We start from the raw sequence: 24,048 nt of genomic DNA, 5'->3' as shown, positions 1-24,048 counted from the left end.
TAACGGCGCAATGGATCGCTGAGCATAAGGCAACACACATCTAATGTGGGAGCGGGCTTGCTCGCGAAAGCGGAGTGTCAGTCACTGAATGTGTTGGCTGATACACCGCTTTCGCGAGCAAGCCCGCTCCCACATTTAGGTCAGTGTAGGGTTCACGTCCTACAGCGCACACTGAAACAGGAAAGTCCGAAGCCACAGCGCCTTGCTCCATTGCCTACGCTTGCGTCAGAATCCGCCGGCTTGTGCGCTGTGGTGGGCGTCTCTAAGGTTGCTCGGTCGCTGACAATTCAGTGATCGGGTTTAGTAGCCCTGGGGTTAATTACACTTGGTGCATGAGCTTCATCTATCAGACTTTCCTGTCTGTGCCTGATGGTGGCTGTGCGTAGGGCGCCTTCGGGCGCGCCGGCTTTGTGTAATTCCCCGGTCTACTAACCTGCGTACAGCTGCCACCCTCTTTGTGTAGTAGCGAAAGGGTGTCGGCCCCATTCAGGAATTACATGATGTTCAAAATAACGCCGAACCCTCCAAGCGAACCGGACCTGCAACTCAATCAGGCCGCGCATCGTGCGATAGATCACTACCTCAATCCAAAAGCCGACCCAGCGTTGTCACCACCCGCGCTGTTCAACGTCGTCGCCGACGCCAGCAACGAAACCCTGATCACCAACAGCTACGAAACCTTTTCCTCGGTCACTGCCTTGTTGCTCGACCTGTCAGAAGATTTGACGGGAAAACAGCGCGACGTGGCGCTGGCGATTCACCAGTTGAGTGAGTTGGGGGTGTTACTGATGGACAAGCTGCTGGAGCGCGAGGCCGCCAGCTAACGGCGCAATGGATCGCTGAGCATAAGGCAACACACATCTAATGTGGGAGCGGGCTTGCTCGCGAAAGCGGAGTGTCAGTCACTGAATGTGTTGGCTAATACACCGCTTTCGCGAGCAAGCCTGCTCCCACATTTTGGTCGGCGCAGGGTTCACGTCATGCGAACTCTCACGCCCGCTTCGGCAACTTCCAGTTCGGCCGAATAAAGTGGCAGGTATACCCATTCGGTATCCGCTCCAGATAATCCTGATGCTCAGGCTCCGCCTCCCAGAACGGCCCTGCCGGCTCAATCTCGGTGACCACACGGCCCGGCCACAGCTTCGACGCATCCACGTCGGCCGCCGTATCTTCGGCAATGTCGCGTTGCTGTTCACTCAGGTAATAAATCGCCGAGCGATAGCTGGGCCCCGTGTCATTGCCCTGGCGGTTAGGCGTGCTCGGGTCATGGATCTGGAAAAAGAACTCCAGAATCTGCCGGTAAGTGATCACCGCCGGGTCAAACACGATCTCGATGGCTTCGGCATGGTTGCCATGGTTGCGGTACGTGGCATTCGGCACATCGCCGCCGGTGTAGCCGACGCGCGTTTGCAACACGCCAGGGTAGCGCCGCAACAGGTCTTGCATGCCCCAGAAGCAGCCGCCGGCAAGGATGGCGGTTTCGGTTGGGTTGGTCATGGTCTGCGCCCTCAGTGGATACGAGGGTAGTTATGGGGCTGGGTTGGCCAATACCAAGGTTAGGCGTCGATTAGTTGCCTCAAAGACTGCGAAATCTCGCGCAGCCCAATCAAGGCCGATAATTTTGAATCAGCCTGAATAGACTGCTCAGCCAGATCGGACGGGCATCCGGCTGATTACGATTGCCGGAGAGGGCTTCCAGAATGAAGCTGTTCGGCCTTTGACCGGCAGGTGTATCTGCGATGGAACCGCTCGGTTGCTGGACAACCGCAGTGGGATCGGCCCAGCGGGCTCTACCCGTCTGCGGGTCCAACGAATAGCCGGCGGCTCTGCCTTTTTCGGTAACGCTCCAGACACCATTGTCATTGATAACCAGAGGCTCGAAAGGTGGAAGCTTTTTGTCCTTGTGCACGGTGATCACAATATTGTCATTGATATCAATTGATGTGTATTGAGCGAACTCTTTGCCAAGCGAAGGTTGTGTCGCCGCTTCATTGGAGAACTTGATCACCATCTGTTCAAGGAAGGCCATGCCACCATGATGAATAAGTGCACCCTGCCCAGGATCAAGGAAATGACGTAGAAAACCTTGATCGAGACGCGTGCTGGTGATTGCAGTGCTGTTCAAGATACGTGACGCGATGGCAGCATCCTTTTCCTTGAAGTTGACCGTGATCATATAGCCTTCTGAGTTGTACCCCTTTCCGTTATTGGCATTATTGATAGTGCGACCATTGTCGTGCCCACGATAGTGGGCGAGCCAACCGGCGACATTATCAACATAGTCCAGATCCGCACCCTCCGAATCCGCATAAGCGTACATCTGGGACAGTATGTCGCGATCGTCGCGAGTGAGATATTCGTTGCGGTGCCGGTCGTTACGGTTAGTCTTAGGGTCGGCTACCTCGGGCTCTGAACCGTTGAACAGACGGGAGACCATAAGGTCGCGCCTGCTGTCGGGTGCAGGGGCGGAAGACGATGCCCGCGCATTCAGAATAGTCAGGCTATTGGCTTCCCCCCAAGCCGCACGCCGTTCATTGATGGTGAAAGGACCGCCCTCGTCGCGAGCAATAAGGCTCAATTGATCGAGAGAAAGGCCTTTGAACGGGTTACTGTCAGATCCGTTGAGGAAGTCGGTTGCCTGTTTGGCACGACTGATTAATTCCAGTGAGTCTGTCTTTGGAACTTCGGCGTCGTGCTGAGCCTTGCCCATGAAATAGCCGTCACCCGCAATCGATTCGAGACGCCCGGCCTCACGGGTTTCAGCGCGTGCTGCCGCTTCACCTAATTGACGGGAAAGGATCGAGACATTGCTCTCAGTCGCAGCGCCTGTAAAAGCGCCGGCGGCGTCGTTAGGCAAGACGGGTAATTGGCTCTGAGCAGTAACGGGTTTGTCAGCCAACCGGTGGTTAAGCAACGATGTGTAAGGCGTGATATTGATCATGACTTGACCCCACATAAAACAAGCAGTGCTTGCTTTCATAGATGCAGAAGGGAGCCCTGCGACAGGATTGGTCGCAAGGCAACCCAGCCTCTCGTTAGTAGCTATAACGGTAAGTAACTGAATCGTTGCCAGCAGCATTAGCGATGCGGACTCCCGCCCCCTTAATATCATGCCTTATGACGACCTTGGCGCCATTACCGAAGGGCAAATCATTAAAGTCAAACATGACACCCGATGAATTCTTACTAATCTCTCGGCAATGCTCTCTAACGCTGTTATAGGGACGAAAGTAGCACAACTCAATCGACTCACCGATTGCATCTGGGTAGTAAGTAGTCGCCCATTCAATCCCCAGCAATTTTTTGGGCAGCGTTGTAGTACCTGGAGGAAAGTCGACATTGAGAAGTTGGAAAAAGGCGAGTCCAAAGCTACCATCCGACAACACGACAATGACGGCAGGCTTGCTGATTTTATTGATTACTCTTTCTTGCGCGTAAGCAATACCCATCGCGGGTACCGCCATAACAACCAATACGCCAAACAACGCTCTACGCACACCAACACCATACGAAACCGCAAGTAACCTTTTCATCGTTATCACCCTAGAGTTAATAATCAAGTACTCAGCCTGCATTCAATGCAATCATTTGCGCGGTAGGATTCACGCCCCCAACACTGCACGAATAATCAACTCATGTAAGCCAGCCACTTCCTAAAAACACTAAGGACCGCTCTGTCATACCTAAAAGTAGGAGCGCGTCAGTTACTTCCTAGTCCCGCCTGCCCTCTACTCAAACGGGGTTTTTCCCGTCATGATGCGCCACCTCATCAAGGACGATAAAAACAATGAAAACCGCTCTGCGCGCCCTGTTCCTGCTCTGCCTGGCCGCCCCTGCTTTCGCCGACGAAAGCTCGGTCGGTTTCAAAACCACCACCCTGCCCGACGCGCACAACAACCGCCCGCTGGAGCTGGTGGTCTGGTACCCCGCCACCACCACGGCCAAACCCAAGCTGATCGCCGACAACGCAGTCTTTATCGGCGCCCTCGCCGTGCCCGACGCAGCACCGGCAGCGGGCGAGCATCCGCTAGTGGTGCTATCCCACGGGTACGGTGGCAACTGGGGCAAGCAGGTGTGGCTGGCCAGTGCATTGGCGCACAGCGGTTACATCGTCGCGGCGGTGAACCACCCCGGCACCACCACCCAGGACCGCAACCCGCAAACGGCCGCGCAGCTATGGCAGCGCCCGGCCGACCTGAGCCGCGCCATCGACGCGGTGCTGGCTCAACCCAAGCAATTTGGCGCAGTGGCGAGCCAACAGATCGCCGCCGTCGGCCATTCCCTCGGCGGCTGGACCGTGCTGGAAATCGCCGGCGCGCGCTTCGATCCTGACCTGTTCAGCCGCGACTGCGCCGCACACCCGAAGCTGGGCGGTTGCATCGTCTACCACGAGATGAACCCCGCCGCGACGCCCGAAGGCAAAGCCCGGCTGGCCGCGGACTTGAGCGACAAACGCGTCACCGCCATCGTGTCTCTGGACCTGGGCCTGTCACGCGGCATGACCGACGCCAGCCTGGCGGCATTCAAGGTGCCCGCGCTGGTCATCGCGGGGGGCGTGCCAACCGAGGATATGGACCCCAACCTGGAATCCGCCGACCTGGTCAAGCGCCTGCCAAAAGCCTCGACCCAGTACGTGGAAATCAGCGACGCCACGCACTTCAGCTTTATGTCGATCTGCAAGCCGGGTGCAATCGCGTTGATTGAGGAAAGCTCGCCGGGCGATGGCATGATTTGCCGTGATGGCGAGGGTGGGCGGCCACGGGCGGTGATTCAGCAGCAGGTGGTGGGGCTGATTACGGGGTTTCTGGGGCAGACAGCCTCCCATTAGAAGAAAGATCTATTCAAATCAAAACGCATCAAATACGATGCATATTAAGATTTAAATCTATAAATGCATTGTATAGGATGCAATTTAACATGAACGATCTAGGCCTCCTGATCAAAAATTTGCGTAAGGCGGCCGGTCTTTCACAAAGCCAGCTTGCGCAACGCCATGGAATGAGCCGGGCAACCATCTCAGGGATCGAGAACAACACTATTCCTGAGGTGGGGATTCGCAAGGTTTCAGCGATCCTCGAGGGCCTTGGGTACGAGTTGTCTGCGACACCTAAGCGTCGGCGCAAGTCGCTTGATGAACTGAAAGCAGGAAACGTTCATGACTAGGCAAGGTGACAGGTTGTACATCGGTGTCGGCGGCGTGGCGGCCGGCACACTCGGGCGAAGCGACGAAAACCCGCGCGATTCGATTTTCTCGTATGACCATGCTGTGGCCGAAAAGGATGCGGTCTCTTTGACCATGCCCGTGCGATTAGAGAGCTACAACTGGGCGTATGGCATCCATCCTCTATTTGAGATGAACATACCCGAAGGGCACCTCAAAGCGGAACTTGTGCGGCGCTTCAGCAAGTCAGTGCGCGGTTTTGATGATTACGCTTTACTGGGTATCGTAGGCCCGCACCAGTTAGGCCGCATTAGCGTTGCCCGCGACATCGGCGACGAATCACTGCCTGGGATTAAGCTTTCTGAGCTGTTGATCCATGACGGGGCGAAAGATCTTTTCGATGATTTAATGAAAACCTACGCAGCCTACTCAGGCGTATCAGGTGTACAACCGAAAGTACTGGTGCGCAATGTCGACAACGCAGACCCCGACGTTGCACGCCTCACTCATCGAGGCGCCACACACTTGGTGAAGGCGTTCAATAATTCAGATTTTGCGCAACTGGCGGCCAACGAATTTTTCTGCATGCGCGCTGCCTTTCATACGGGCCTGGAAGTGCCTGAGTGCCAACTGAGCCAGCAGGGCAAATTACTTGTGGTGAAACGGTTCGACATTGGCAGTAACGCCTACCTCGGTTTTGAGGACATGTGCGTTCTATCCGGCTGGGGAACCGAAAAGAAGTACGACGGCAGTTACCAGGGCTGCGCGAAGCTGATAAAGGCTTACGTGTCGCCTTCCCGTGTGACCAAGGCTCTGGAGGACTTTTTCATGATGGTGGCGCTCTCGGCGGGTATTCAAAATGGTGACGGTCACTTGAAGAACTTCGGCCTGCTCTATGAGAACTGTGCCGAAGATGCGGATATCTGGCTCGCGCCTGCCTACGACCTCGTGACAACCACGGTGTACCAGAGCAATGACATTATGGGCCTGCTGCTCGGCGGCTCGAAAGCGTGGCCGAAGCGTAAGATGCTGGTCCAGTTCGGGCGTAGCTCATGCAATTTGACTGAGGCTCGCTGCAATGAATTGCTCACCCGAGTACACAATGGTATGACCTGCGCGCTTACGGAGCTTTCGGACTATCGAACCAGCCACCCAGCATTTGAGGAGGTGGGGGCAAAGATGACTACAGCGTGGGCGGCAGGACTGGCGAGGAGTATTGAGCAGGCTTAATTCTGCTTGCTCACATAGTCAGAAAACCACCGACCGCTGACACACAGAGGACAGGCCAACAATGTGGCCGCCGTGACCCATGCGCTTCGCAGCGCCGGGCCGTGGTGAAGGCAATCAGAACGGCTTGGTCGGCAGGTACTTGCCATCCAGGGTGATCACGGCACGGGAGCCACCGTCCGGGTCTTCAACCTTTTTGACGTCCAGCTTGAAGTTGATCGCACTGATGATGCCGTCGCCAAACTTCTCGTGGACCAGCGCCTTGAGCGTGGTGCCGTAGACCTGGATCATTTCGTAGAAGCGGTAGATGGTCGGGTCGGTCGGCACACCGTTGCCGATGCTGCCGCGCACCGGGATGGTTTGCAGCAGGAGCACGGCATCCGCATCCAGGCCCAGGGTATCGGCAACGACTTGAGCGGCGCTGGCGGGCAGTGGGTGCTGGCCGAGCAAGGCGGCGGTAACGAAGGCCTCGTGCAGGCCGGTGCCTTCGGCGATCTGGGCGAAAGACAGGTCTTTGCGGGCTTTAGCCAAAAGGATGACGTCGGTCAGGGCAAGGCGAGTGGTCTGGCTGATTTGCGACTGGATCATGGGGTTATCTCCGTGGGTAAAAAGTCGGGGTTAGTAGGAAACGGCGCGCGCGGTCGGGTTGTCGGCAAGGGCTACAAACTGGCCGGTGCGGCCGTCGAAGGCCTGGATGCAGCCACTTTCGATGTCGTAGACCCAGCCATGCAGCGTTACGCGCTTTTCTTCGAGAGCAAGGCGCACCGATGGGTGCGTCTGGATATTGGCCAATTGCGCGATGACGTTTTCGCGCACCATGGAGGCGACTTTGGCGTGCTGGTCGACATGCTGGCGGGCCTCGTTGACCACCCGGCCGGAGTCAGCGTAGCGCAACCAGCCGGCCACGGCAGGCATGTGGTCCAGGCATTTGCAGGTGGCGATGGCGGTCATGGCGCCGCAATCGGAATGCCCGCAGATCACAATGTCGCTGACTTGCAGGGCGGCGACGGCGTACTCCACCGAGGCCGACACGCCGCCCGGCTCAGGGCCGTAGGACGGCACGATATTGCCGGCGTTGCGGATCACGAACAGGTCGCCCGGCTCGCGCTGCGTGACCAACTCCGGCACCAGGCGGCTGTCGGAGCAGGAGATGAACAGCGCCCGTGGGCTCTGCTGGTTGGCCAGGTCTTTGAACAAGCCGGCACGCTCGGGGAAGGCGTTACGTTGAAACTTCAGGAAACCGTCGATGATGTCTTGCATGGGTGACTCCTTTGGTTCGCGATGCGATGAAGCAAAGGTTACCCAGCCACTTAAATAAGGTAAAAGTCTCATATATGATCAAGCGCATCAGATAATCTTATGAGTACAAGCATGCTCGCGCGCCATATCCATTACTTCCTTGCCGTCGCAGAGCATCAGGGCTTTACCAAGGCGGCGACAGCCCTGCATGTCTCGCAACCGGCGTTGTCGCAACAAGTACGGCAGTTGGAAGAAAGCCTCGGCGCGCAATTGTTTGACCGCTCGGGGCGCAAGACACGTCTGACCGATGCCGGCGAGGTTTACCTGCGCTATGCGTTACGCGCGGCGCAGGCTCTGCAGGAAGGCACGCGCGCGATCCATGACGTGGCTGATTTGAGCCGTGGGACGTTGCGAATTGCAGTCACGCCCACCTTCACCACTTACCTGGTGGGGCCAGTGGTGGAAGCCTTCCACAGTCGCTACCCGAACATCACGCTGAACGTGCGTGAAGCCGCCCAGGAGCAGATGGAGAACCAGTTGCTGGCTGACGAGTTGGATGTGGGCATTGCCTTTGATCAAGCGCACGCACCCGACATCGACAGCTGTCCGCTGCTGGTGGAAACCCTGGCGTTGGTGGTCGGCAGCCAACACCCGTTGGCAGGCGAGGCAGCCATCGGGCTGCAGGCGCTGAATGGCGAATCGCTGATCTTGCTCAGCAAGGAATTCGCCACCCGCGAGCAGATCGACCGCTACTGCAACCAACACGGCATCCGCCCACGCGTGGTGATGGAGGCCAATGTGATTGGCGCATTGATCGAGGTGGTGCGCAGGACCACGCTGTCGACGCTGTTGCCGGCCGCGATTGCACGGGCGCATCCCGAGTTGGCCGCGATTGAACTGGGGCCGCAACGGTTGCAGCGCACGGCGGTGTTGATGCAGCGCAAAGGGGTTTACCAGAGCGCGGCGGCGCGGGCGTTTATCGAGGTGGCCCAGGAAGTAGCGCCAGCGCTGGGAGAGCGCGAGCGTCCAAACACCGCCGATTAAAGGTGGGAGCTGGCTTACCTGCGATACAGGCACCTCGGTGCATCGGGCACACCCAATTGATGCTGTCGCAGCGGTGCGACGATTCGCTCCCACCTTTGATGAAGGTTGCAGCGGCGCAAACGACCACGTCCTGACCACCACCTATGCGCTACGCTTGGCGATCCAGCGGCGATACTGCCGCGTGCGCAAAGCGTTGCCCAGTTGTTGCTCGATCAATGCGCGTAACGGTGATACGCCGGGATCAGGCTGCTTGCGCTGGCTGAGTTTGCGCAGCTGGAACTTGACCAGCGCCATATTGGCCAAGGAGGCGAAGGCTTTGTTTTTCCAGGTGATCGGCGGCAGTTCTGGCGCGGTGTCTTTGCCTTCAAGCCACGCACGCGGCAGGTACGGATCAATCGCCAATGCGGTGCCGATGCCCACCATGTCCACGCCGCCTTGCACCACGCTTTCAGCCACCGGACGTCGACGGATCCCGCCGGTGACCATCACCGGCATCTTGGCGACCGTCTGGATGTCGTGGGCAAACTCAACAAAATAAGCTTCACGCGCCAGGGTGCGGCCGTCACGCGCGTCCCCTTGCATGGCGGGCGCTTCGTAACTGCCACCGGACAATTCCACCAGGTCCACACCCAGGTCGTTGAGCCATTCAACCACCTGCCTGGCATCCTCGGCGGTGAACCCGCCGCGCTGGAAATCGGCGGAATTGAGTTTGACCGCCACCGCAAATTCCCTGCTAACCACCGCCCGTACCGCCCTGACGATATCGAGCAACAGCCGCGCGCGGTTTTCCAGGGAGCCGCCCCACGCGTCGTTGCGTTGGTTGCTCAACGGTGAGAGGAACTGACTCAACAAATAACCATGCGCTGCATGGATTTCCACACCGGTAAAACCGGCTTGTTCGCCCAGGCGAGCGGCGCGCGCAAAACGCTGGATAACCTCGGCAATCACCTCGGCCGTCATCGCCTGGGGTCGGCTGAAGTGTTTGGATAACGCGCCCAGGTCCATGGCGACCGCCGAGGGTGCCCAGGTCTGTTGCCCCAGGTTGGCCTGCATCTGCCGCCCCGGATGATTGATCTGTAACCAGAACTGCGCGCCACCTGAGCGCCCCACCTGCGCCCAGCGCTTGAACTTGTCCAGTTGCTGTTCGTCCTGCAACACCACGCCGCCGGGGCCAGTCATGGCGCGGCCGTCGACCATCACGTTGCCGGTGATGATCAGGCCGGCGCCGCCGTCGGCCCAAGCCTGGTAGAGACGCAGCAAATCGGCGGAGGGCGCCTGGTCGGCGTCCGCCATGTTCTCTTCCATGGCGGCTTTGGCGATGCGGTTCTTGACGGTTGAACCGTTGGGTAATAACAGGGGGTCGAACAGATTCATGGGGCAGTCCTCAGTTGGCGTGGGACCACCTTAAGATTAAAGCCAACTTTAAGGTCAATGGCTTTTTTCCGCTCAATGCACGGCTTTCTCGCGCTCATCCTGCAGGCGGTTGAGCAACAGTTGCGCATTGTCCGCACACGCTACGCCCTCAGGCTTGCCTTCGATACCGTCAATCACCCGCAGCAACTGGGCTTTATTCTGCGCCAGGCGTTGCTGCAGCAGCTCGATTTCCTCGACCTTGCGCTTGAGCCCACCGAGCAACGCCTCGTGCTGCCAGCCGTCGGCATTCATCGGCAGCAATTGGCGGATTTCTTCCAGGGAAAACCCTGCCGCCTGCGCGCCCGTGATCAGTTGCAACATCCCCGCAGCCTCCGGCGCATAGTCACGATAACCGTTGGCCTTGCGCGTGACCGACTTGATCAGCCCGCTCGCTTCGTAGAAGCGGATGCGTGATGGCGCCAACCCGCTGAGTTTCGCCAATTCGCCTATTCTCATGTTCCACTCCGCCCACTCAGTGACCTTGAGGCGGACTGTAAACCTCAAGTGATCAGGCAGCCAAGCGTGGCCGCCCATCGGTTGAGCCGCACTTTGTTCAACCGGTCACGATCAACACGTTGCTGTTCATGGCCGATCAATCACTTTGGAGAGATGAACATGGGGTATGTGACTACGCAGGACAGCGTTGAAATCTTTTACAAAGACTGGGGCCCACGCGATGCCCCAGTGGTCTTCTTCCACCACGGCTGGCCACTGAGCGCCGATGACTGGGACGCGCAGATGCTGTTCTTCCTGGCTAACGGTTACCGCGTGGTCGCCCACGACCGCCGCGGCCATGGCCGCTCCAGCCAGGTCTGGGACGGCCACGACATGGACCACTACGCCGACGACGTCGCCGCCGTGGTCAACCACCTTGGTGTACAGGGCGCCGCCCATGTGGGCCACTCCACCGGCGGTGGCGAAGTCATTCACTACATTGCCCGCCACGGCGAGGACCGCGTGTCCAAAGCCGTCCTCATCAGCGCCGTGCCACCGTTGATGCTGCAAACACCGAGCAATCCAGGCGGCTTGCCCAAGTCGGTGTTCGACGACATGCAGGCGCAACTCAAAGCCAACCGTGCGCAGTTCTATCGCGACGTACCATCGGGGCCTTTTTATGGCTATAACCGGCCAGGTGCAAAACCGGCGGAAGGCGTGATCCAGAACTGGTGGCGACAAGGCATGATGGGTTGCGCAATCGCCCATTACGACGGGATTGTGGCGTTTTCCCAAACGGACTTTACCGAGGCTTTGCGGCGCATCACCATCCCCGTGCTGGTGATGCACGGCGATGATGACCAGATTGTGCCGTATGAAGATTCCGGGCCGTTGTCGGCAAAACTGTTGAAGAACGGGACGCTGAAGACGTACGCGGGGTTTCCCCATGGGATGCCGACGACAAACGCGGACGTTATCAATGCGGACTTGCTTGAGTTCTTACGCCAGTAAGTGATTGGGGGCAGGTCAGAATCCTGCCCTCCTCTTGTCCATTAAACCTGTGCGGCGATGTTGCAATATTGCCCTTTGAAGTACAGCAAGGGCTGCGCCGCCGCAGGTTCTTGCAGGCTTAACGCTTTCACTTCACTCATCACAATCAAGTGGTCACCGGCGGCGTGTTCGGCGTGAGTTTCGCAGTCCAGCCAGTGCCCACCTTCCAATGGTGGCTTAGCGCGCGTTGAGGAGTTCTCGTCGAACGATCTCTGCACCCGCACTCAACGCATTCAACTTGCCCCTTGCCACGTGGCGAGGCAAGGGCGCCATGCCACAGTTAGTGCATGGATAGAGCTTGTCGGCATCAACAAACTGAAGGGCTTTGCGCAGGGTATTGGCCACTTCTTCGGGCGTTTCAATGCTGTGGTTTGCCACATCAATAGCCCCGACCATGACTTTTTTGCCACGAATGAGCTCAATCAGGTCCATGGGGACATGGGAGTTGTGACATTCCAGCGAAATGATATCGATGCTGGATTTCTGTAGTTTGGGGAAGGCTTCTTCATATTGCCGCCACTCCGACCCCAGGGTCTTTTTCCAATCGGTGTTGGCCTTGATGCCATAGCCATAACAGATATGCACCGCCGTTTCACATTTAAGACCTTCAATCGCCCGTTCCAGGGTGGCGACGCCCCAGTCATTCACCTCGTCAAAGAACACGTTAAAGGCCGGTTCATCAAACTGAATAATGTCGACGCCCGCCGCTTCCAATTCCCGGGCTTCTTCATTGAGGATCCTGGCGAATTCCCACGCGAGTTTTTCGCGGCTTTTATAGTGGTTGTCATACAGCGTATCGATCATGGTCATTGGGCCTGGCAGCGCCCATTTGATCGGCTGGTCGGTTTGCTGGCGCAAGAACTTGGCATCTTCGATAAACACCGGCTTTTGCCGGGCAACGGCGCCCACCACCGTCGGCACGCTCGCGTCATAGCGATCACGAATCCTGACGGTTTCACGTTTCTCGAAATCAACCCCGCTGAGGTGTTCGATAAACGTGGTCACGAAGTGTTGGCGAGTCTGCTCACCGTCACTGACGATATCAATCCCGGCGTGTTGCTGTTCCTGCAATGCCAGGCGCAAGGCATCTTGCTTGCCCTCAACCAACTCATCACCTTGCAACTTCCAGGGTGACCACAGCGTCTCGGGCTCGGCAAGCCAAGCGGGTTTTGGCAAGCTGCCAGCGGTTGAAGTGGGTAATAACTTTTTCATGATAGGGACAACCTTGTACGTTTGATGAGTCAAGCGGCGTATTGAGCGGACCACTGTTCAAGCACAGCGTGATAGGGTTTGATAAAGTTCTCCTCAACAAACCTGCCCTGCTCTATCGCCAGCCGACCACGTTCTTCTCGATCATAAACAATGAGTGTTAATGAATAATCCTGATGCTTCAAACTCGGCTGGTAGCGTTTTCCGGCAACAGAATTTGCATTGTAAATTTCAGGCCGGTAGATTTTTTGAAAGGTGTCCATCGTGCTAATGGTGCTGATAAGCTCAAGATTGGTGTAATCGCTGAGCACGTCGCCGAAGAAGTAAAACGCCAACGGCGCAGCACTGTTTGCCGGCATGAAATAGCGAACGCTCAAGCCCATCTTTTTGAAGTATTCATCAGTTAAGGAATACTCATCCTGCTGGTATTCAACACCCAGCACAGGGTGCAGATTTTCAGTGCGATGATAGGTTTTAGTATTCGAAACACTCAGGCAGATCACGGGTAGCTTTTTGAAATTCCGTGTGTACGCACTCGAGTTCACGAAGCACTTGAACAGCTTGCCGTGCAAGTCGCCGAAATTGTCAGGCGTGCTGAACTCAGCCTGGCCCTGGTTATGGCCCAACAACACCACGCTAAAGTCATAGTCGCGTACATATGAAGAGAAATTATTGCCGACGATACCCTCAAGCCGCTCGTTGGTTTTACGGTCCACAATCGTGGTTTTCAATACTTCGATCAGTGGAATCGCCTGTCCATTGTTTTCAACACCGATCTGCATCTCGGCGGACACGATTTCGAGTTCGAGCGCATACCGATCACCGTTGGCATTATCCCAATGCGCCAAGGCATTAAAGCGGTTATTGATCATCTTCAAGGTATTGCGCAAGTTCTCCTGGCGGCGCTCGCCCCTCGCCAAATTAGCGAAATTGGTGGTGATGCGCGTATTTTCGGAGGGGCGATAGTGTTCGTCAAAACAAATACTCTTAATCGTAAACTCAAACGCGTTGCTCATGACCACCTGACACCTTAAAAGTTGAGACGGACTTGAGTTCACCGCTTGCCTTTCAGCAACGCGCCGACATTTGACCCAAGTCTTTACAGTTTCAATAATTAAGGTGGAGTGTAGGCTGGCCATAGAGCAAGAGATAATGAAACGATTTCACTAAACCTTTAGCCCTGTTCATGATGGGTCGCCTGAAACCCAATGGGTCGTAGCCGTGGGGCTGTTTATGCCCTGGACGCGCGCAAATGAGATCGCCTTGGGTGATACTGGCAGGCCCTCTTCCCACTCTGTTTTGCGCAGCGCAAAGGATCATGGATAAACCCAAAGACGCTGGCTTTGCCTATCAAGCGGTCTACCGCTACCTGGTCGAGTTGATCGACGCCAGCCCGTCGCCAGGCGAGCGCAAACTGCCGTCCCTGCGCCAATTGGCCGAGCGCCTGGGCGTGTCGGTGTCGACCACCAAATATGCCTATGCTTTGCTTGAGGATGAAGGGCGGATCTACGCGCGGCCCAAACAGGGCTATTTCATAAGAGCCATGATTTCGACTGCAACCTCCCCTGAAACCAACCTGCTCGACCAGGTGTTTGCCAATGCCCGCCAGCCGGGAATGCTCGCCTTGAGCAGTGATGCACCGGCGATGCTGTTGTCGCTGGAAAACCCGCTGCTGATGCTTGAGCGTGAACTGACCCGCCAGCACCCACGCTCCCTCGCGCCGCTCTATTTACCCTTCGGTGAACCTGAGTTGCGCGCGGCATTGGCCGAGCGCTACACCCAATCTGCCGGCCGCTACTGGCAGGCCGACCAGGTGTATATAGGCGCGGACTTGCACAGCGTGCTGGATGCGGCACTCAATGCCCTGGACCTGTGCGGCACCGTGGCGCTGGTGGAGTCACCCTGTTCGTGGGCGATCCTTCGCCAGTTGCAGGCGGCGAAGATTCGCGTGATCGAAATGCCCCTCGACGCCCACGGGCGTTTCGACCTGGCGGCGCTGGAAGGCGTGTTGATGCGCGAGCCGATTCGCCTGGCGGTGCTGTCGTCAACGGTGAATATCCCCCAGGGCGGCGTGATGCCGGCACACGACAAGCAGCAGATCTGCCGCTGGCTGGCGGCGCAGGATATCTGGCTGTTGGAAAACGACACTTACGGCGAGCTGTATTTCGAAACGATGCCGGCGCGTTATCGCGACTTTGCCGAGCCGCAGAAGCTGTTGGTGTTTTCGACCTTCGATAAGGTCATCGGCTCGGAAGCGCCGTATGGCTATGTGCTGTGCCGCGGGCATGCGGCGCAATTGCAACGGGTGTTTATGGAGCGCGGGTTTCGCCTCTCGCCGATCCGGCAGCGGGCCATTGCCAAGTTGCTCACCTCCAGGCGCCTCGACACGCATTTGAAAGCGCTGCGGGCGCTGCTGGAGCGCATGACCGGCATGAAGGCTTTGCTGGAGCAACACTGGCAGGTGATCGCGCCCCAGGGCGGCGCCAGCTTCTGGCTCCAGGCGCCGCGCGCGGTTGATATGCGCCAGGTGTTTGCGCGCCTGCTGGCCCAGCGCATCGTCATCGCACCTGGCGAGCTGTTCAGCCAGCACGGCGCCTGGCCGCAGCACCTGCGCCTGAGCTACACCCTCGACTGGAGCAAGGACATCGCCCAGGCCATAAAGCTATTGGCCGAGGCGCTCGATCAAAGCCCGTAGCAATGCCGCGCTTCAGGGAAACGGCCATGGCGCACATCATCGGCAAGTCGAGGCCCGGCCGTAGCCGACCATCGCCGTGGAATCACCCACCAGAATGAAGTCGACCAGCGGGTCGATCAGCATGGCGATGGCACTGGAGTACGCGGTGAGGGAGACGATTTTCTGCTGGCCCTTCATGGCGACCAGTTGCGGGACGGTCAAGCGTTTGGTGCGGGTGTGGAGGCTCATCGGTGTTTTCCGTTTGTGCTGAATTCACGGCCCGATTATTGGTAAAACCCCAGGGCGTTCAATGCACAGATTGACGCTAAAAAGCGACCCAGGTTTTTAACCTGATATCATCCGCGCCTTCACCCACCAGGCACCGACACATGAACCGCCAGAAAAAACTCAAGCAGCTCTTCAAGGCCAAAGCCAAGAAGGCCAGCGCCAAACTGGCGCCCAAAAGCAAAGACAAATACATCAGCAAAGCCGACCGCGCCAAACTCGAAGCCGAGGCCGATCAAGCCTCAACCAGCGGCGTCGATACGCCCGCTTGAAGGCGTGCCCCGCTCATACTTGCTCCAGATACGCCGCAGGTGCCGGGCTGAACCAAAACCTGCGCGCTCGGCGACGGTTTCCATGTCCAGGCTCGACGCCACAAGCAGTTCACGGGCCACGCTGATACGCAGCGTGTGCAGGTAATCCAGCGGGCTGATGCCAACGTGTTCGAGGAACAGCCGCGCCAGATGGCGGCTGCTGGTGCACGCCAGTTCGGCCATGCGGGTGACGGTCCAGGCTTCACAGGGCGCCGCGGCGATGGCGTCCTGCACCCGGTGCACGGCCGGGTGCAGGTGGTTGCGCCCGGTGATCCAGGCTGAGAGCTGCGGGTCGGCGCCGCTGCGACGCATGTACACCACCATGTCGCGCGCCACGCTGCAGGCCAGGCGTGGCCCGGCCAACTCGGCGAGCAGGTGCAGCATCAGGTCGATACCCGCCGTGACACCGGCGCTGCAACTGACCGGGCCGTCGGTGACATACAGCCGGTTTTCCAGCACCCGGGCCTTGGGCGCCAGGGCCTGCAATGCCGCGCACAGCGCGTGGTGGGTGGTGCACTGGCGGCCATCGAGCAACCCGGCTCGGGCGGCACTCAATGCGCCGGCGCACACGCACACCAGCCGCGCGCCCGACGGTGCAAACACGCGTTGCAGCCATTGGGTCAAGGTGTCGCTGGCCGACTCGAACGCCTGTTGCTGCGCCTTGCTCACCTTCGACGTGGAGCCGACCAACACCACCAGCGTGCCGGGCGCCAGGCTGGGCGGCAGTGGCGCCAAGCCGGCCAGCGGCAAGCCAATCGAGGTTTGCAGGGACGGCACCGGGCTGACGTACTGCAAGTCGAAGTCAATGGCCGCCGGGTCATCGGCCTGCGCGGCCAGGCGCAGCACCTCGGCGGGGCCGGCCAGGTCCAGCATCAGCACATTGGGCAACAGCACGAACAGCACCGGCACGCTCACGGGTTCAACTCTCCAAGGCCTGGGCGACGGTGACGATGCGCGCAAAGCGCTCTTCCAGCACCAGTTCGGTACGCTCGCGAATCTCGGCGGCACTGTACTCGCGGCCACTGCGCGCATGGGTCATCGGGAAGGTCAGGGTCGCTTCGCTGACAAAATCCACGCTAAAACCGCTGTCCGACGCCTGCCGCGTGGTGGTTTCACAGCACTGCTCGGTGCGGATGCCACTGATGATCAGCGCGCTCACGCCCATCTGCGTCAGCCGCGCAGCCAAAGGCGTGCCAGCGAAGGCGCTGTGAAAACGCTTGTGGATAATCAGGTCGGGGTTGATCGACAACTCGCTCAAGGTTTTGACATTGCCCGATGCCATCGAAAAGTGCCCTTGGTCTTCAACATGGAAGACTTGTATCACCGGGATGCCCTGTTGAACACACCCATCGATCAGCGCTTGCTGTTTTTCCAGAAACTTTGGCAGGTCATTTTCGGACCAGTATGCAGATTGACGGAATGAATGCTGCACATCGATAACGATAAGGGCTTTGCGGCTCATGAGAGGTCCTTTTGGCTTGCATCACGGCGGTTGATGCAAGCCATGGTAAGCACACCTGTCGATGAGCAACAGGCCGGCGCCGGACCACTTCAGGACCGATTCAGACATACCGATTCAGCGGCGTAGATCACCTTGGGCCGTCTCCCGCAGGGTGGTCAAGGCCAACAACGCACACACCGCCGCCCCGGCCATGAAAAACCCTGGCACCAGCAGGTTGCCGGTCGAGCCGATCAACGCGGTGACGATATACGGCGTGATCCCGCCGCCTAAAATCGCGCCCAGGTTGATACTGATCGCCATGCCGGTATAGCGCACGCGGGTCGGGAACTGTTCGGCGTAGGTGGGATAGCCCACTGACTGGATCACCGGCATGGGCAGCGTCGCGACAAAAAACGCCAGCACCGCAATCAACAGGCTGCTGTTGTTCATCAACACCATCATTGGAATAACCAGCACCGCATAGCCGACAAAACCAATCGCCAGGGCCTTCTTGCGCCCGATGCGGTCCGACAGCCCGCCCCACAACGGCATCATCGCCGCCATGCAGAGGCTGACGCCGGCAATCACCCAGTAGATTTTGGCTTTTTCAAAATGCAGGTAGGTGGTGAGGTAGATGTTCATGAACACCAGGCCGATGTAGTAGCCGGCGTTCTGTGCAAAAGCGAACACCACCACCCGCAGCACGGCCGGCAGGTTCTGGGTGAGCACCTCCTTGACCGGTGCGGTGGGTGGTTTTTCTACCGCCAGGAAGGCTTTGAACTCCGGGGTTTCCTCGACGTTGTGGCGCATGATGCAAGAGAAGATCACCAGGGGAATGGCCAGGAAAAACGGAATCCGCCAGGCCCAGGCTTGCAGTTGTTCGGCATCGACCAGGCCGGTGGTAATGCCGCAGATGATTGCCGCCATCGAGCCGCCAATCGCCACGCCGACCGGCGTGAAGGCGCCATAAAACCCACGGCGGCCTTTGGGCGAAGACTCGGCCAGGAAAGCCGCCGCGCCAACCACCTCGCCACCGGCAAAAAAGCCCTGAGCCAGCCGGATCAGCACCAGCAGGATCGGCGCAACAATGCCCACCTGGGCCGAGGTTGGTAGCAGGCCGATGGCCGCCGTCGCGGTGCCCATGCCGATCACGGTACTGAGCAATACTTTGCGTCGGCCGATACGGTCGGCCAGGCGCCCCAGCAGAATCCCGCCCAGCGGCCGGATCAGAAAGGCACTGCCGAATACGGCCAGCGTGGCCAACAACGCCGCAGCGGCGTTATCACTGGGGAAAAACAACGGCGCGATAATCGTCGCCATAAAGCCATATACACCGAATTCGTAATACTCCACCGCCGTGCCCGTGGCGGCGGCGATCGCAGCGCGCTTGGCTATGTCAGTGGCACTGGTGTCGGTGGTTTTTGCACGCGCATTAACACGCGGCGATGGCGCTGTAGTAGAAAACACTCGAGACATAAACACCTTCCACTCCGACCTTGGGTCGTTTGAGTTATTGGGGTGGATTGCGCCACCCAGAAGTAAACCCGCCGGGATACCAGGGGTTTTAATGCTCGACAGTAAGAAGGGGGAACCTAGGCTTGATCATGTAGCGCTCCGGTTTTTATTGTTGGGTGGCTACGCGGGTTTATGAGTGGGCGGCCTCCTGTTTTTTAAGCAAACGCATACGCGCTACAAGCAGTGCTTGAGCGGTGGGCAAATCGATCAGTGAGAAGCGAATTTCATCACCCGGCATCAACTGCGCGAGTTTGGGTAGATCGACACTGGCCACCTGCGCAATGCGTGGGTAGCCACCGGTGGTTTGCCGGTCGGCCATCAACACTATCGGCTGCCCGCCCGCCGGCACTTGCACGGTGCCGAAGGTCACGCTTTCGGAGAGCAGTTGCCTGGGCTGCGTCAGGTCCAGGGCGGCGCCTTCCAGCCGGTAGCCCATGCGGTCCGAGGCGGCCGTCATTTGATAAGCTTCGTTGAGGAAGTCATGACGGGCCGACGCAGAAAAGTCGCTCCATTCGCGGCCGTGCATCACGCGGATCGAGACGGCATTGGCTGGCGAGTTGAGCAACCAGCCGGCGGGGATATTCACCCGTGGCGGGTTGGCAAATGAAGAACAGATAGGGATCACATCGCCCGCTTTAAGCGCGCGCCCGCACAGCCCACCAAACCCGCCTCGGCTGTAAGTGCTGGCACTGTTCATCACCGCTTGCAGCAGGTAACCACCGCTGACGGCCAGGTAAGCCCGCACACCGTATTCGCGCTTTTCGAAGCTCAGCACCGCGCCCGGTTTTACGCAGATGGCCTGCCCTGGTTTGAGCACCACACCGTCCAGGCGTGCACCCAGGTCGGCGCCTGCCAGGGCAATCAAGGCCTTGGCCTGAAAGCACAGCACCGGGCCTTGCAGGGTGATTTCCAGGCTGGCTGCGCGGGCCGGGTTGCCCACCAGCAGGTTGGCCAGCGCGTGGGCGTCCTGGTCCATCGCACCGTTGACCGGCACGCCCCAATGCTGGAAACCGGTGCGCCCGGTGTCCTGGAACGAGGAAAACAGCCCGGGCCTGATCACTTTGATTGTCATGGCCGCACTCCGGCCAGGGACTCGAACTCACGGGCGCTGATGGGTACAAAACGCACTTGATCGCCGCCGGTTAACAGGCACGGCGGATCGTTGGCCGGCGTGAACAGGCGCAATGGCGTGCGGCCGATGATGTTCCAGCCTCCCGGCAAATCCGAGGGGTAAATCACGCTTTGGCAGTTGGCCAACCCCACACTGCCCTGCTTGACCAGGGTACGCGGCACCGCGCGGCGGGCCAGCTTCAACGCGGGTTGATGCATGCCGATATAAGGATGGCCCGGCGCAAAACCGACCATCAGTACGTCCACCCATTGGCCGCTGTGCGCGGCAATCACTTCGCTTGGCGTCATGGCGCAGGCGTTGGCGATGTGCAACAAATCAGGCGCGTACTCGCCCTCATAGCACACAGGGATTTCCAACTGTTTGGTGGGGCCGTGAGGTGTGTTTTGCAGGCCCATCAGCGCGTTCTCCAGCACCTGGGCAACGGCGTCAAAGGGCGTTAAGTGCGGATACTGCATTGCGAAAGTGTAGGGGCAATAATGCACGCCTACCGTCACCAGTGCCGGGACAACGTCGGTGATACCGCACAGCTTTCCACGCGCCTGCAAGTCGTGCAGCGCGGCGCTCAACGCCACGGCTCGGCGGTTGGCCTGCGCGCTGAACAGCGGCGCAAACACCACCACGATGCAACTGTCGCCACAGGCTTCGAACTGCCAACGCAGCGACGCAGGCACGGGCCTGGTCTCACAGTTAACGTCAGACATCACGGCATATCTCGCATGCGGCAGGCATGAAGATCGGCCCCGCAGGGCTTCACTGTCTTATAAACGCCGTCGCTCTGGTGGCGACGGTCGCACGGTGGGCACTTACTTGGCGAACAACAGGCTCATGTCTTTGAACGCCTTGAACTCCAGGGCGTTGCCGCACGGGTCGAACAGGAACATGGTGGCCTGCTCGCCTACCTCGCCCTTGAAGCGGATGTAGGGTTCGATCACAAATTGGGTCTCCCGCGCGCGCAGCCGGTCGGCCAAGGCTTCCCACTGGTCCCATTGCAGGATGATGCCGAAATGCGGCACCGGCACATCGTGGCCGTCCACCGGGTTGGAGTGCACCGACTCCTGGGATGCAGTTTTGGGATGCTCGTGAATCACCAGTTGGTGGCCATAGAAGTCGAAGTCGACCCATTGCGCACTGGAGCGGCCTTCCGAAAGGCCAAACACATCGCCGTAGAAGTGACGCGCAGCGGCCAGGTCGTAGACGGGAATCGCTAGGTGAAAGGGAGAAAGGCTCACGGTGGCTACCTGCAGGTTCTGTTTGGTTAGAACCCGATTCTTCACCAGAAAGCCCCACGGATAAAGCGGATATCCTTCGCCCTGAGCCTCAATAATTTCGATGCTCGCGCCCTACTTCGGCGCACCGAGCACTTCGATGACGCACGCCCTGAATAATTCGAAGAGCGGCAATTGGCGCTGGGTGTACTTGGTCAGCAGCACAATTTCACGGTAGAACGTGAGCTTGTCCAATCGCAAAACCCGCACGTCGCTGCCGTGTTCCAGCCACAGGCCAGCCAGGGGCACCAGCGACACACCGAGGCCGCTGCGCACCATCTTGACGATGGCGTCCAACTCGTCGAGTTCCAACGCCTGCTGAGTCTGGATCTTGTGTTCCTTGAGAAACTGCGTGACCTGGCGCCCGCCGAACGAGCCACGGTCATACCGCACGAAGGGTTGCTCACGCAGGATCTGCAGCGGGTCGTCGCCCTGCACGTCCTTGGCGGTAATCAGCACAAAGGGCTCGCGGGCGATCACTTCGATATTCAGGTCTTTGGGCAGGTTGAACGGCGGGTGGATCATGATCGCCAAATCCAGCTCACCGGCATCCACCTGGCTGAGCAGGTTGAGCGAAACCCCCGGCACCAGGCTGACTTCGATAAACGGCGCACGGCGTTTAAGCGCGACCAGCGCCTGGGGCAGGAGGCCGGTTTGCACACTGCCGATGGCGCCAATGCGCAGCGAGCCGTGAAAGTTGTTGGCGCTGTCGGGCGCGCCCATGCGCGAGAAAATATCGAGGATCTCCTCCGCCAGCGGCACCGCGCGCTGCCCGGCCGCATTGAGCGTGGCGGAGCGACCGGTGCGGTCGAACAGCTTGACGCCCAGGGCGTCCTCGAGGTGTTTGATCTGCGCACTCACCGCCGATTGCGTCAGCCCCACCTGCTGCCCGGCGGCGGCGAAAGTGCCACGGCGGGCGGCGCTCACGAAGGTTCTCAGCTCTCTGATCATGGGGCTACCTTATAGGTCGTTGGGGCTCAGCAACCGCTCAAGGCCACCTGCGGCCGCTCGCCTGCGAAGAAGAACGGGCGCAGCCGCACACCCACGCTGTTACCGATAAACGCGGCCACCAACCACACCCAGCCATGCAGGCTGCCGGAGGCGATGCCGCTGAAGTACGCGCCGATGTTGCAGCCGTAGGCCAGGCGCGAGCCATAGCCCAGCATCAAGCCACCGATCACTGCGGCCACCAGCGAGCGCGCCGGGATTTTCAGGCTTGGGGCAAAACGCCCGGCCAGGCCCGCAGCCAACAGCGCACCGAGGACGATGCCGATGTCCATCACGCTGGTGATGTCTTCCCACACAGGCGCAGCCAGGGCTTTGGCATTGCCCGGCATTTGCCAGAACGCCCAACTGGCCACGTCCACACCCAAGCCGCTGGCCACCTTGACGCCCCACAGCGCAAACGCCGAGGTAATGCCCCATGGCCGCCCTGCCAGCGCCAACGTCGCATAGTTAAGCAGCGCCAGGCCGATTGCACCCCACACCAACGGCCAAGGCCCGCGCAGGAAACGGCGCAGGCCGATGTGCTCGCTGCTCACGCCTTGTTCAAGCTGGCCGTGACGGCCCTTCTCCAAGCGCACGGTAACCAGCGCGATGATTGCGAACACGGCCAGGCTCAGAATCATGGCCGGCAGCACGCCGAAGCTCTTGACGATGGACACCGCCGGGAACGCCGGCAACGCGAACCACCAATCCACATGGTGCGTGGCAATCAATGAACCGCAGATAAAGAACAACAGCGTCACCAGCATGCGCGCATTGCCGCCGCCCACGGTGAACAGCGTGCCGGACGCACAACCGCCGCCCAACTGCATGCCGATACCAAAGATAAACGCGCCGAACACCACCGACACCCCGGCCGGTGCCACCAGCCCGACCACCGGCTGCCCGAACAATGTGCCTGCCCCCAATGCCGGGAAAAACAGCAGCACTGCCACCGCCAGCATGATCATCTGTGCGCGCAAACCGGCGCCGCGTCGATCATTGATAAATACGCGCCAGGCTGAGGTAAATCCGAAAGCGGCGTGGTAGAGGGTCAAGCCCAATGCGGCGCCGACCACCAACAGCAGCACCTGGCGCGAGCCGACGCTGTTTTGCAGGAATACGGCGCCGACCACCAGGATGATAAAAGCCACCAGCGGCGCGATGGGCTTGCGCGCGGGGCTCAGGGAAAGGGAGGTGCTCATGGGGTATCTCGGTTGTTGATAGGGGCTGATTGCGAGGGGGTCGAGTATAAACCGCAGGATCGAATGAACCTTGAATAAATGGCTAGCCACCGTTGTGCATAGGCATCTACGCAAATATTGGCGCCTGGGGTGTTGGGGTGGTTTATCGTCGCAGTGGGGGTGGACATCCGTTGTTGCGGTAACGGCTACTTAGGGTTCCGCCCTGACGGCGGGTTACTTTTGGCAAACGCCCGGAATGCCGGCCCAGCCAAAAGTAACCAAAAGGTCTGTGCCCCACCACTCGGCACCTGAGATCAAAAGCAGATCAAGATCAAGATCTACAGCACGGCGGCGGCGTTTTTCAAGGTAGTTGTCGCGTCCACCGTCGCGCTACGCGATTTTTATTACCACGGTCAGCTCCCTTTCAGGGTTCAGATACACCGTCCCGATAGGGTTCCAGTTGCGTGTCTCTCCTGACC

The 24,048-nt window shown here is 59.0% G+C and carries 25 protein-coding genes and 2 pseudogenes; 8 read left to right on the top strand and 19 right to left on the bottom strand.

The window, feature by feature from the left end:
* Positions 1-500: 500 nt before the first annotated feature.
* Positions 501-824 (top strand): DUF6124 family protein, encoded by a 324-nt coding sequence (locus ACTD9P_RS24215; RefSeq protein WP_438869684.1) that lies wholly within the window; start codon positions 501-503, stop codon positions 822-824.
* A 166-nt stretch (positions 825-990) separates the two neighbouring features.
* Here the strand turns inward: ACTD9P_RS24215 and msrA are convergent, their stop codons facing one another.
* The 3 genes from msrA to ACTD9P_RS24200 all read right to left on the bottom strand — a co-directional run bounded on the left by msrA (position 991) and on the right by ACTD9P_RS24200 (position 3,533).
* Positions 991-1,497, bottom strand: coding sequence for a peptide-methionine (S)-S-oxide reductase MsrA (msrA, locus tag ACTD9P_RS24210; RefSeq protein ID WP_285679150.1), 507 nt, complete (start codon positions 1,495-1,497; stop codon positions 991-993).
* Between the two features lie 109 nt (positions 1,498-1,606).
* On the bottom strand, positions 1,607-2,941 hold the full coding sequence (locus tag ACTD9P_RS24205) for a hypothetical protein (protein ID WP_438869682.1): 1,335 nt from the start codon (positions 2,939-2,941) through the stop codon (positions 1,607-1,609).
* 94 nt (positions 2,942-3,035) lie between these two features.
* On the bottom strand, positions 3,036-3,533 hold the full coding sequence (locus tag ACTD9P_RS24200) for a hypothetical protein (protein ID WP_438869681.1): 498 nt from the start codon (positions 3,531-3,533) through the stop codon (positions 3,036-3,038).
* 254 nt (positions 3,534-3,787) lie between these two features.
* Here ACTD9P_RS24200 and ACTD9P_RS24195 point away from each other — a divergent pair, with 254 nt between their 5' ends.
* The 3 genes from ACTD9P_RS24195 (at position 3,788) to ACTD9P_RS24185 (ending at position 6,391) form a co-directional block, all read left to right on the top strand.
* The gene (locus ACTD9P_RS24195; RefSeq protein ID WP_438869680.1) at positions 3,788-4,828 is read left to right on the top strand and encodes an alpha/beta hydrolase family protein; all 1,041 of its coding nucleotides are present in this window, start codon (positions 3,788-3,790) and stop codon (positions 4,826-4,828) included.
* Between the two features lie 89 nt (positions 4,829-4,917).
* Positions 4,918-5,163 (top strand): helix-turn-helix domain-containing protein, encoded by a 246-nt coding sequence (locus ACTD9P_RS24190; protein WP_438869679.1) that lies wholly within the window; start codon positions 4,918-4,920, stop codon positions 5,161-5,163.
* Positions 5,156-6,391, top strand: coding sequence for a type II toxin-antitoxin system HipA family toxin (locus ACTD9P_RS24185; protein ID WP_438869678.1), 1,236 nt, complete (start codon positions 5,156-5,158; stop codon positions 6,389-6,391). The genes ACTD9P_RS24190 and ACTD9P_RS24185 overlap by 8 nt, the downstream gene beginning before the upstream one ends.
* Before the next feature lie 114 nt (positions 6,392-6,505).
* Here ACTD9P_RS24185 and cynS read toward each other — a convergent pair whose 3' ends face one another.
* Both cynS and ACTD9P_RS24175 read right to left on the bottom strand, forming a co-directional pair.
* A complete protein-coding gene (gene cynS, locus ACTD9P_RS24180; RefSeq protein ID WP_307418131.1) occupies positions 6,506-6,976 on the bottom strand; it encodes a cyanase in 471 nt (156 codons plus the stop codon).
* 30 nt (positions 6,977-7,006) lie between these two features.
* A complete protein-coding gene (locus ACTD9P_RS24175; RefSeq protein WP_017136973.1) occupies positions 7,007-7,648 on the bottom strand; it encodes a carbonic anhydrase in 642 nt (213 codons plus the stop codon).
* Between the two features lie 111 nt (positions 7,649-7,759).
* Here ACTD9P_RS24175 and cynR point away from each other — a divergent pair, with 111 nt between their 5' ends.
* A complete protein-coding gene (gene cynR / locus ACTD9P_RS24170) occupies positions 7,760-8,671 on the top strand; it encodes a transcriptional regulator CynR (protein ID WP_438869677.1) in 912 nt (303 codons plus the stop codon).
* 141 nt (positions 8,672-8,812) lie between these two features.
* Here cynR and ACTD9P_RS24165 read toward each other — a convergent pair whose 3' ends face one another.
* Positions 8,813-10,045: an NADH:flavin oxidoreductase/NADH oxidase family protein gene (locus tag ACTD9P_RS24165; RefSeq protein ID WP_438869676.1), complete on the bottom strand. Its 1,233-nt coding sequence runs from the start codon at positions 10,043-10,045 to the stop codon at positions 8,813-8,815.
* Between the two features lie 72 nt (positions 10,046-10,117).
* Positions 10,118-10,540, bottom strand: coding sequence for a MerR family transcriptional regulator (locus ACTD9P_RS24160; protein WP_438869675.1), 423 nt, complete (start codon positions 10,538-10,540; stop codon positions 10,118-10,120).
* A gap of 159 nt (positions 10,541-10,699) precedes the next feature.
* Here ACTD9P_RS24160 and ACTD9P_RS24155 point away from each other — a divergent pair, with 159 nt between their 5' ends.
* Entirely contained in the window at positions 10,700-11,530 is an 831-nt protein-coding gene (locus ACTD9P_RS24155; RefSeq protein ID WP_438869674.1) for an alpha/beta fold hydrolase, read from the top strand.
* A 41-nt stretch (positions 11,531-11,571) separates the two neighbouring features.
* Here ACTD9P_RS24155 and ACTD9P_RS24150 read toward each other — a convergent pair.
* The 3 genes and pseudogenes from ACTD9P_RS24150 to ACTD9P_RS24140 all read right to left on the bottom strand — a co-directional run.
* Positions 11,572-11,733 (bottom strand): annotated as a pseudogene (locus ACTD9P_RS24150) (flavin reductase); the annotation flags it as partial.
* 13 nt (positions 11,734-11,746) lie between these two features.
* Positions 11,747-12,781 (bottom strand): methionine synthase, encoded by a 1,035-nt coding sequence (locus ACTD9P_RS24145; RefSeq protein ID WP_438869683.1) that lies wholly within the window; start codon positions 12,779-12,781, stop codon positions 11,747-11,749.
* A 29-nt stretch (positions 12,782-12,810) separates the two neighbouring features.
* Positions 12,811-13,794 (bottom strand): DUF1852 domain-containing protein, encoded by a 984-nt coding sequence (locus tag ACTD9P_RS24140; RefSeq protein WP_438869673.1) that lies wholly within the window; start codon positions 13,792-13,794, stop codon positions 12,811-12,813.
* A gap of 302 nt (positions 13,795-14,096) precedes the next feature.
* Here ACTD9P_RS24140 and ACTD9P_RS24135 point away from each other — a divergent pair, with 302 nt between their 5' ends.
* Entirely contained in the window at positions 14,097-15,473 is a 1,377-nt protein-coding gene (locus ACTD9P_RS24135) for an aminotransferase-like domain-containing protein (RefSeq protein WP_438869672.1), read from the top strand.
* 45 nt (positions 15,474-15,518) lie between these two features.
* Here ACTD9P_RS24135 and ACTD9P_RS24130 read toward each other — a convergent pair.
* Positions 15,519-15,701 (bottom strand): annotated as a pseudogene (locus tag ACTD9P_RS24130) (3-methyl-2-oxobutanoate hydroxymethyltransferase); the annotation flags it as partial.
* A 140-nt stretch (positions 15,702-15,841) separates the two neighbouring features.
* Here ACTD9P_RS24130 and ACTD9P_RS24125 point away from each other — a divergent pair.
* Entirely contained in the window at positions 15,842-16,009 is a 168-nt protein-coding gene (locus ACTD9P_RS24125) for a DUF2986 domain-containing protein (RefSeq protein WP_438869671.1), read from the top strand.
* Here the strand turns inward: ACTD9P_RS24125 and ACTD9P_RS24120 are convergent.
* From ACTD9P_RS24120 to ACTD9P_RS24085, 8 genes are all read right to left on the bottom strand, one after another.
* Positions 15,980-16,963 (bottom strand): GlxA family transcriptional regulator, encoded by a 984-nt coding sequence (locus tag ACTD9P_RS24120; protein WP_438869670.1) that lies wholly within the window; start codon positions 16,961-16,963, stop codon positions 15,980-15,982. The two genes, ACTD9P_RS24125 and ACTD9P_RS24120, sit on opposite strands and share 30 nt — an antisense overlap.
* A 4-nt stretch (positions 16,964-16,967) precedes the next feature.
* On the bottom strand, positions 16,968-17,510 hold the full coding sequence (locus tag ACTD9P_RS24115; protein WP_438869669.1) for a cysteine hydrolase family protein: 543 nt from the start codon (positions 17,508-17,510) through the stop codon (positions 16,968-16,970).
* 114 nt (positions 17,511-17,624) lie between these two features.
* A complete protein-coding gene (locus tag ACTD9P_RS24110; protein ID WP_438869668.1) occupies positions 17,625-18,965 on the bottom strand; it encodes an MFS transporter in 1,341 nt (446 codons plus the stop codon).
* A gap of 169 nt (positions 18,966-19,134) precedes the next feature.
* Entirely contained in the window at positions 19,135-20,076 is a 942-nt protein-coding gene (locus tag ACTD9P_RS24105) for a 5-oxoprolinase subunit C family protein (protein ID WP_438869667.1), read from the bottom strand.
* Positions 20,073-20,807, bottom strand: coding sequence for a 5-oxoprolinase subunit PxpB (gene pxpB, locus ACTD9P_RS24100; RefSeq protein WP_438869665.1), 735 nt, complete (start codon positions 20,805-20,807; stop codon positions 20,073-20,075). The genes ACTD9P_RS24105 and pxpB overlap by 4 nt, the downstream gene beginning before the upstream one ends.
* Before the next feature lie 132 nt (positions 20,808-20,939).
* Positions 20,940-21,365, bottom strand: a complete 426-nt coding sequence (locus tag ACTD9P_RS24095) for a VOC family protein (protein WP_200431332.1) — start codon at positions 21,363-21,365, stop codon at positions 20,940-20,942.
* 111 nt (positions 21,366-21,476) lie between these two features.
* Complete coding sequence (locus ACTD9P_RS24090) at positions 21,477-22,352, bottom strand: LysR family transcriptional regulator (RefSeq protein WP_438869664.1); 876 nt, start codon at positions 22,350-22,352, stop codon at positions 21,477-21,479.
* A 26-nt stretch (positions 22,353-22,378) separates the two neighbouring features.
* Positions 22,379-23,590, bottom strand: a complete 1,212-nt coding sequence (locus tag ACTD9P_RS24085) for a YeeE/YedE family protein (protein ID WP_438869663.1) — start codon at positions 23,588-23,590, stop codon at positions 22,379-22,381.
* Between the last annotated feature and the right edge of the window lie 458 nt (positions 23,591-24,048).

Origin of the sequence: Pseudomonas onubensis, from assembly GCF_965653655.1 — a bacterium.
Classification (GTDB): domain Bacteria; phylum Pseudomonadota; class Gammaproteobacteria; order Pseudomonadales; family Pseudomonadaceae; genus Aquipseudomonas.
This window is presented reverse-complemented; position numbering and strand designations above follow the sequence as displayed.

Excerpts from the sequence above, each read along its gene's own strand:
- msrA (WP_285679150.1), bottom strand. The coding sequence starts at position 1,497 with ATGACCAACCCAACCGAAACCGCCATCCTTGCCGGCGGCTGCTTCTGG.
- ACTD9P_RS24090 (WP_438869664.1), bottom strand. The coding sequence starts at position 22,352 with ATGATCAGAGAGCTGAGAACCTTCGTGAGCGCCGCCCGCCGTGGCACT.
- ACTD9P_RS24215 (WP_438869684.1), top strand. The coding sequence starts at position 501 with ATGTTCAAAATAACGCCGAACCCTCCAAGCGAACCGGACCTGCAACTC.
- ACTD9P_RS24085 (WP_438869663.1), bottom strand. The coding sequence starts at position 23,590 with ATGAGCACCTCCCTTTCCCTGAGCCCCGCGCGCAAGCCCATCGCGCCG.
- ACTD9P_RS24145 (WP_438869683.1), bottom strand. The coding sequence starts at position 12,781 with ATGAAAAAGTTATTACCCACTTCAACCGCTGGCAGCTTGCCAAAACCC.
- ACTD9P_RS24185 (WP_438869678.1), top strand. The coding sequence starts at position 5,156 with ATGACTAGGCAAGGTGACAGGTTGTACATCGGTGTCGGCGGCGTGGCG.
- ACTD9P_RS24175 (WP_017136973.1), bottom strand. The coding sequence starts at position 7,648 with ATGCAAGACATCATCGACGGTTTCCTGAAGTTTCAACGTAACGCCTTC.
- ACTD9P_RS24155 (WP_438869674.1), top strand. The coding sequence starts at position 10,700 with ATGGGGTATGTGACTACGCAGGACAGCGTTGAAATCTTTTACAAAGAC.
- ACTD9P_RS24160 (WP_438869675.1), bottom strand. The coding sequence starts at position 10,540 with ATGAGAATAGGCGAATTGGCGAAACTCAGCGGGTTGGCGCCATCACGC.
- ACTD9P_RS24105 (WP_438869667.1), bottom strand. The coding sequence starts at position 20,076 with ATGACAATCAAAGTGATCAGGCCCGGGCTGTTTTCCTCGTTCCAGGAC.
- ACTD9P_RS24125 (WP_438869671.1), top strand. The coding sequence starts at position 15,842 with ATGAACCGCCAGAAAAAACTCAAGCAGCTCTTCAAGGCCAAAGCCAAG.
- ACTD9P_RS24195 (WP_438869680.1), top strand. The coding sequence starts at position 3,788 with ATGAAAACCGCTCTGCGCGCCCTGTTCCTGCTCTGCCTGGCCGCCCCT.
- ACTD9P_RS24140 (WP_438869673.1), bottom strand. The coding sequence starts at position 13,794 with ATGAGCAACGCGTTTGAGTTTACGATTAAGAGTATTTGTTTTGACGAA.
- ACTD9P_RS24110 (WP_438869668.1), bottom strand. The coding sequence starts at position 18,965 with ATGTCTCGAGTGTTTTCTACTACAGCGCCATCGCCGCGTGTTAATGCG.
- ACTD9P_RS24205 (WP_438869682.1), bottom strand. The coding sequence starts at position 2,941 with ATGATCAATATCACGCCTTACACATCGTTGCTTAACCACCGGTTGGCT.
- cynR (WP_438869677.1), top strand. The coding sequence starts at position 7,760 with ATGCTCGCGCGCCATATCCATTACTTCCTTGCCGTCGCAGAGCATCAG.
- ACTD9P_RS24115 (WP_438869669.1), bottom strand. The coding sequence starts at position 17,510 with ATGAGCCGCAAAGCCCTTATCGTTATCGATGTGCAGCATTCATTCCGT.
- ACTD9P_RS24135 (WP_438869672.1), top strand. The coding sequence starts at position 14,097 with ATGGATAAACCCAAAGACGCTGGCTTTGCCTATCAAGCGGTCTACCGC.
- ACTD9P_RS24200 (WP_438869681.1), bottom strand. The coding sequence starts at position 3,533 with ATGAAAAGGTTACTTGCGGTTTCGTATGGTGTTGGTGTGCGTAGAGCG.
- ACTD9P_RS24165 (WP_438869676.1), bottom strand. The coding sequence starts at position 10,045 with ATGAATCTGTTCGACCCCCTGTTATTACCCAACGGTTCAACCGTCAAG.
- ACTD9P_RS24190 (WP_438869679.1), top strand. The coding sequence starts at position 4,918 with ATGAACGATCTAGGCCTCCTGATCAAAAATTTGCGTAAGGCGGCCGGT.
- cynS (WP_307418131.1), bottom strand. The coding sequence starts at position 6,976 with ATGATCCAGTCGCAAATCAGCCAGACCACTCGCCTTGCCCTGACCGAC.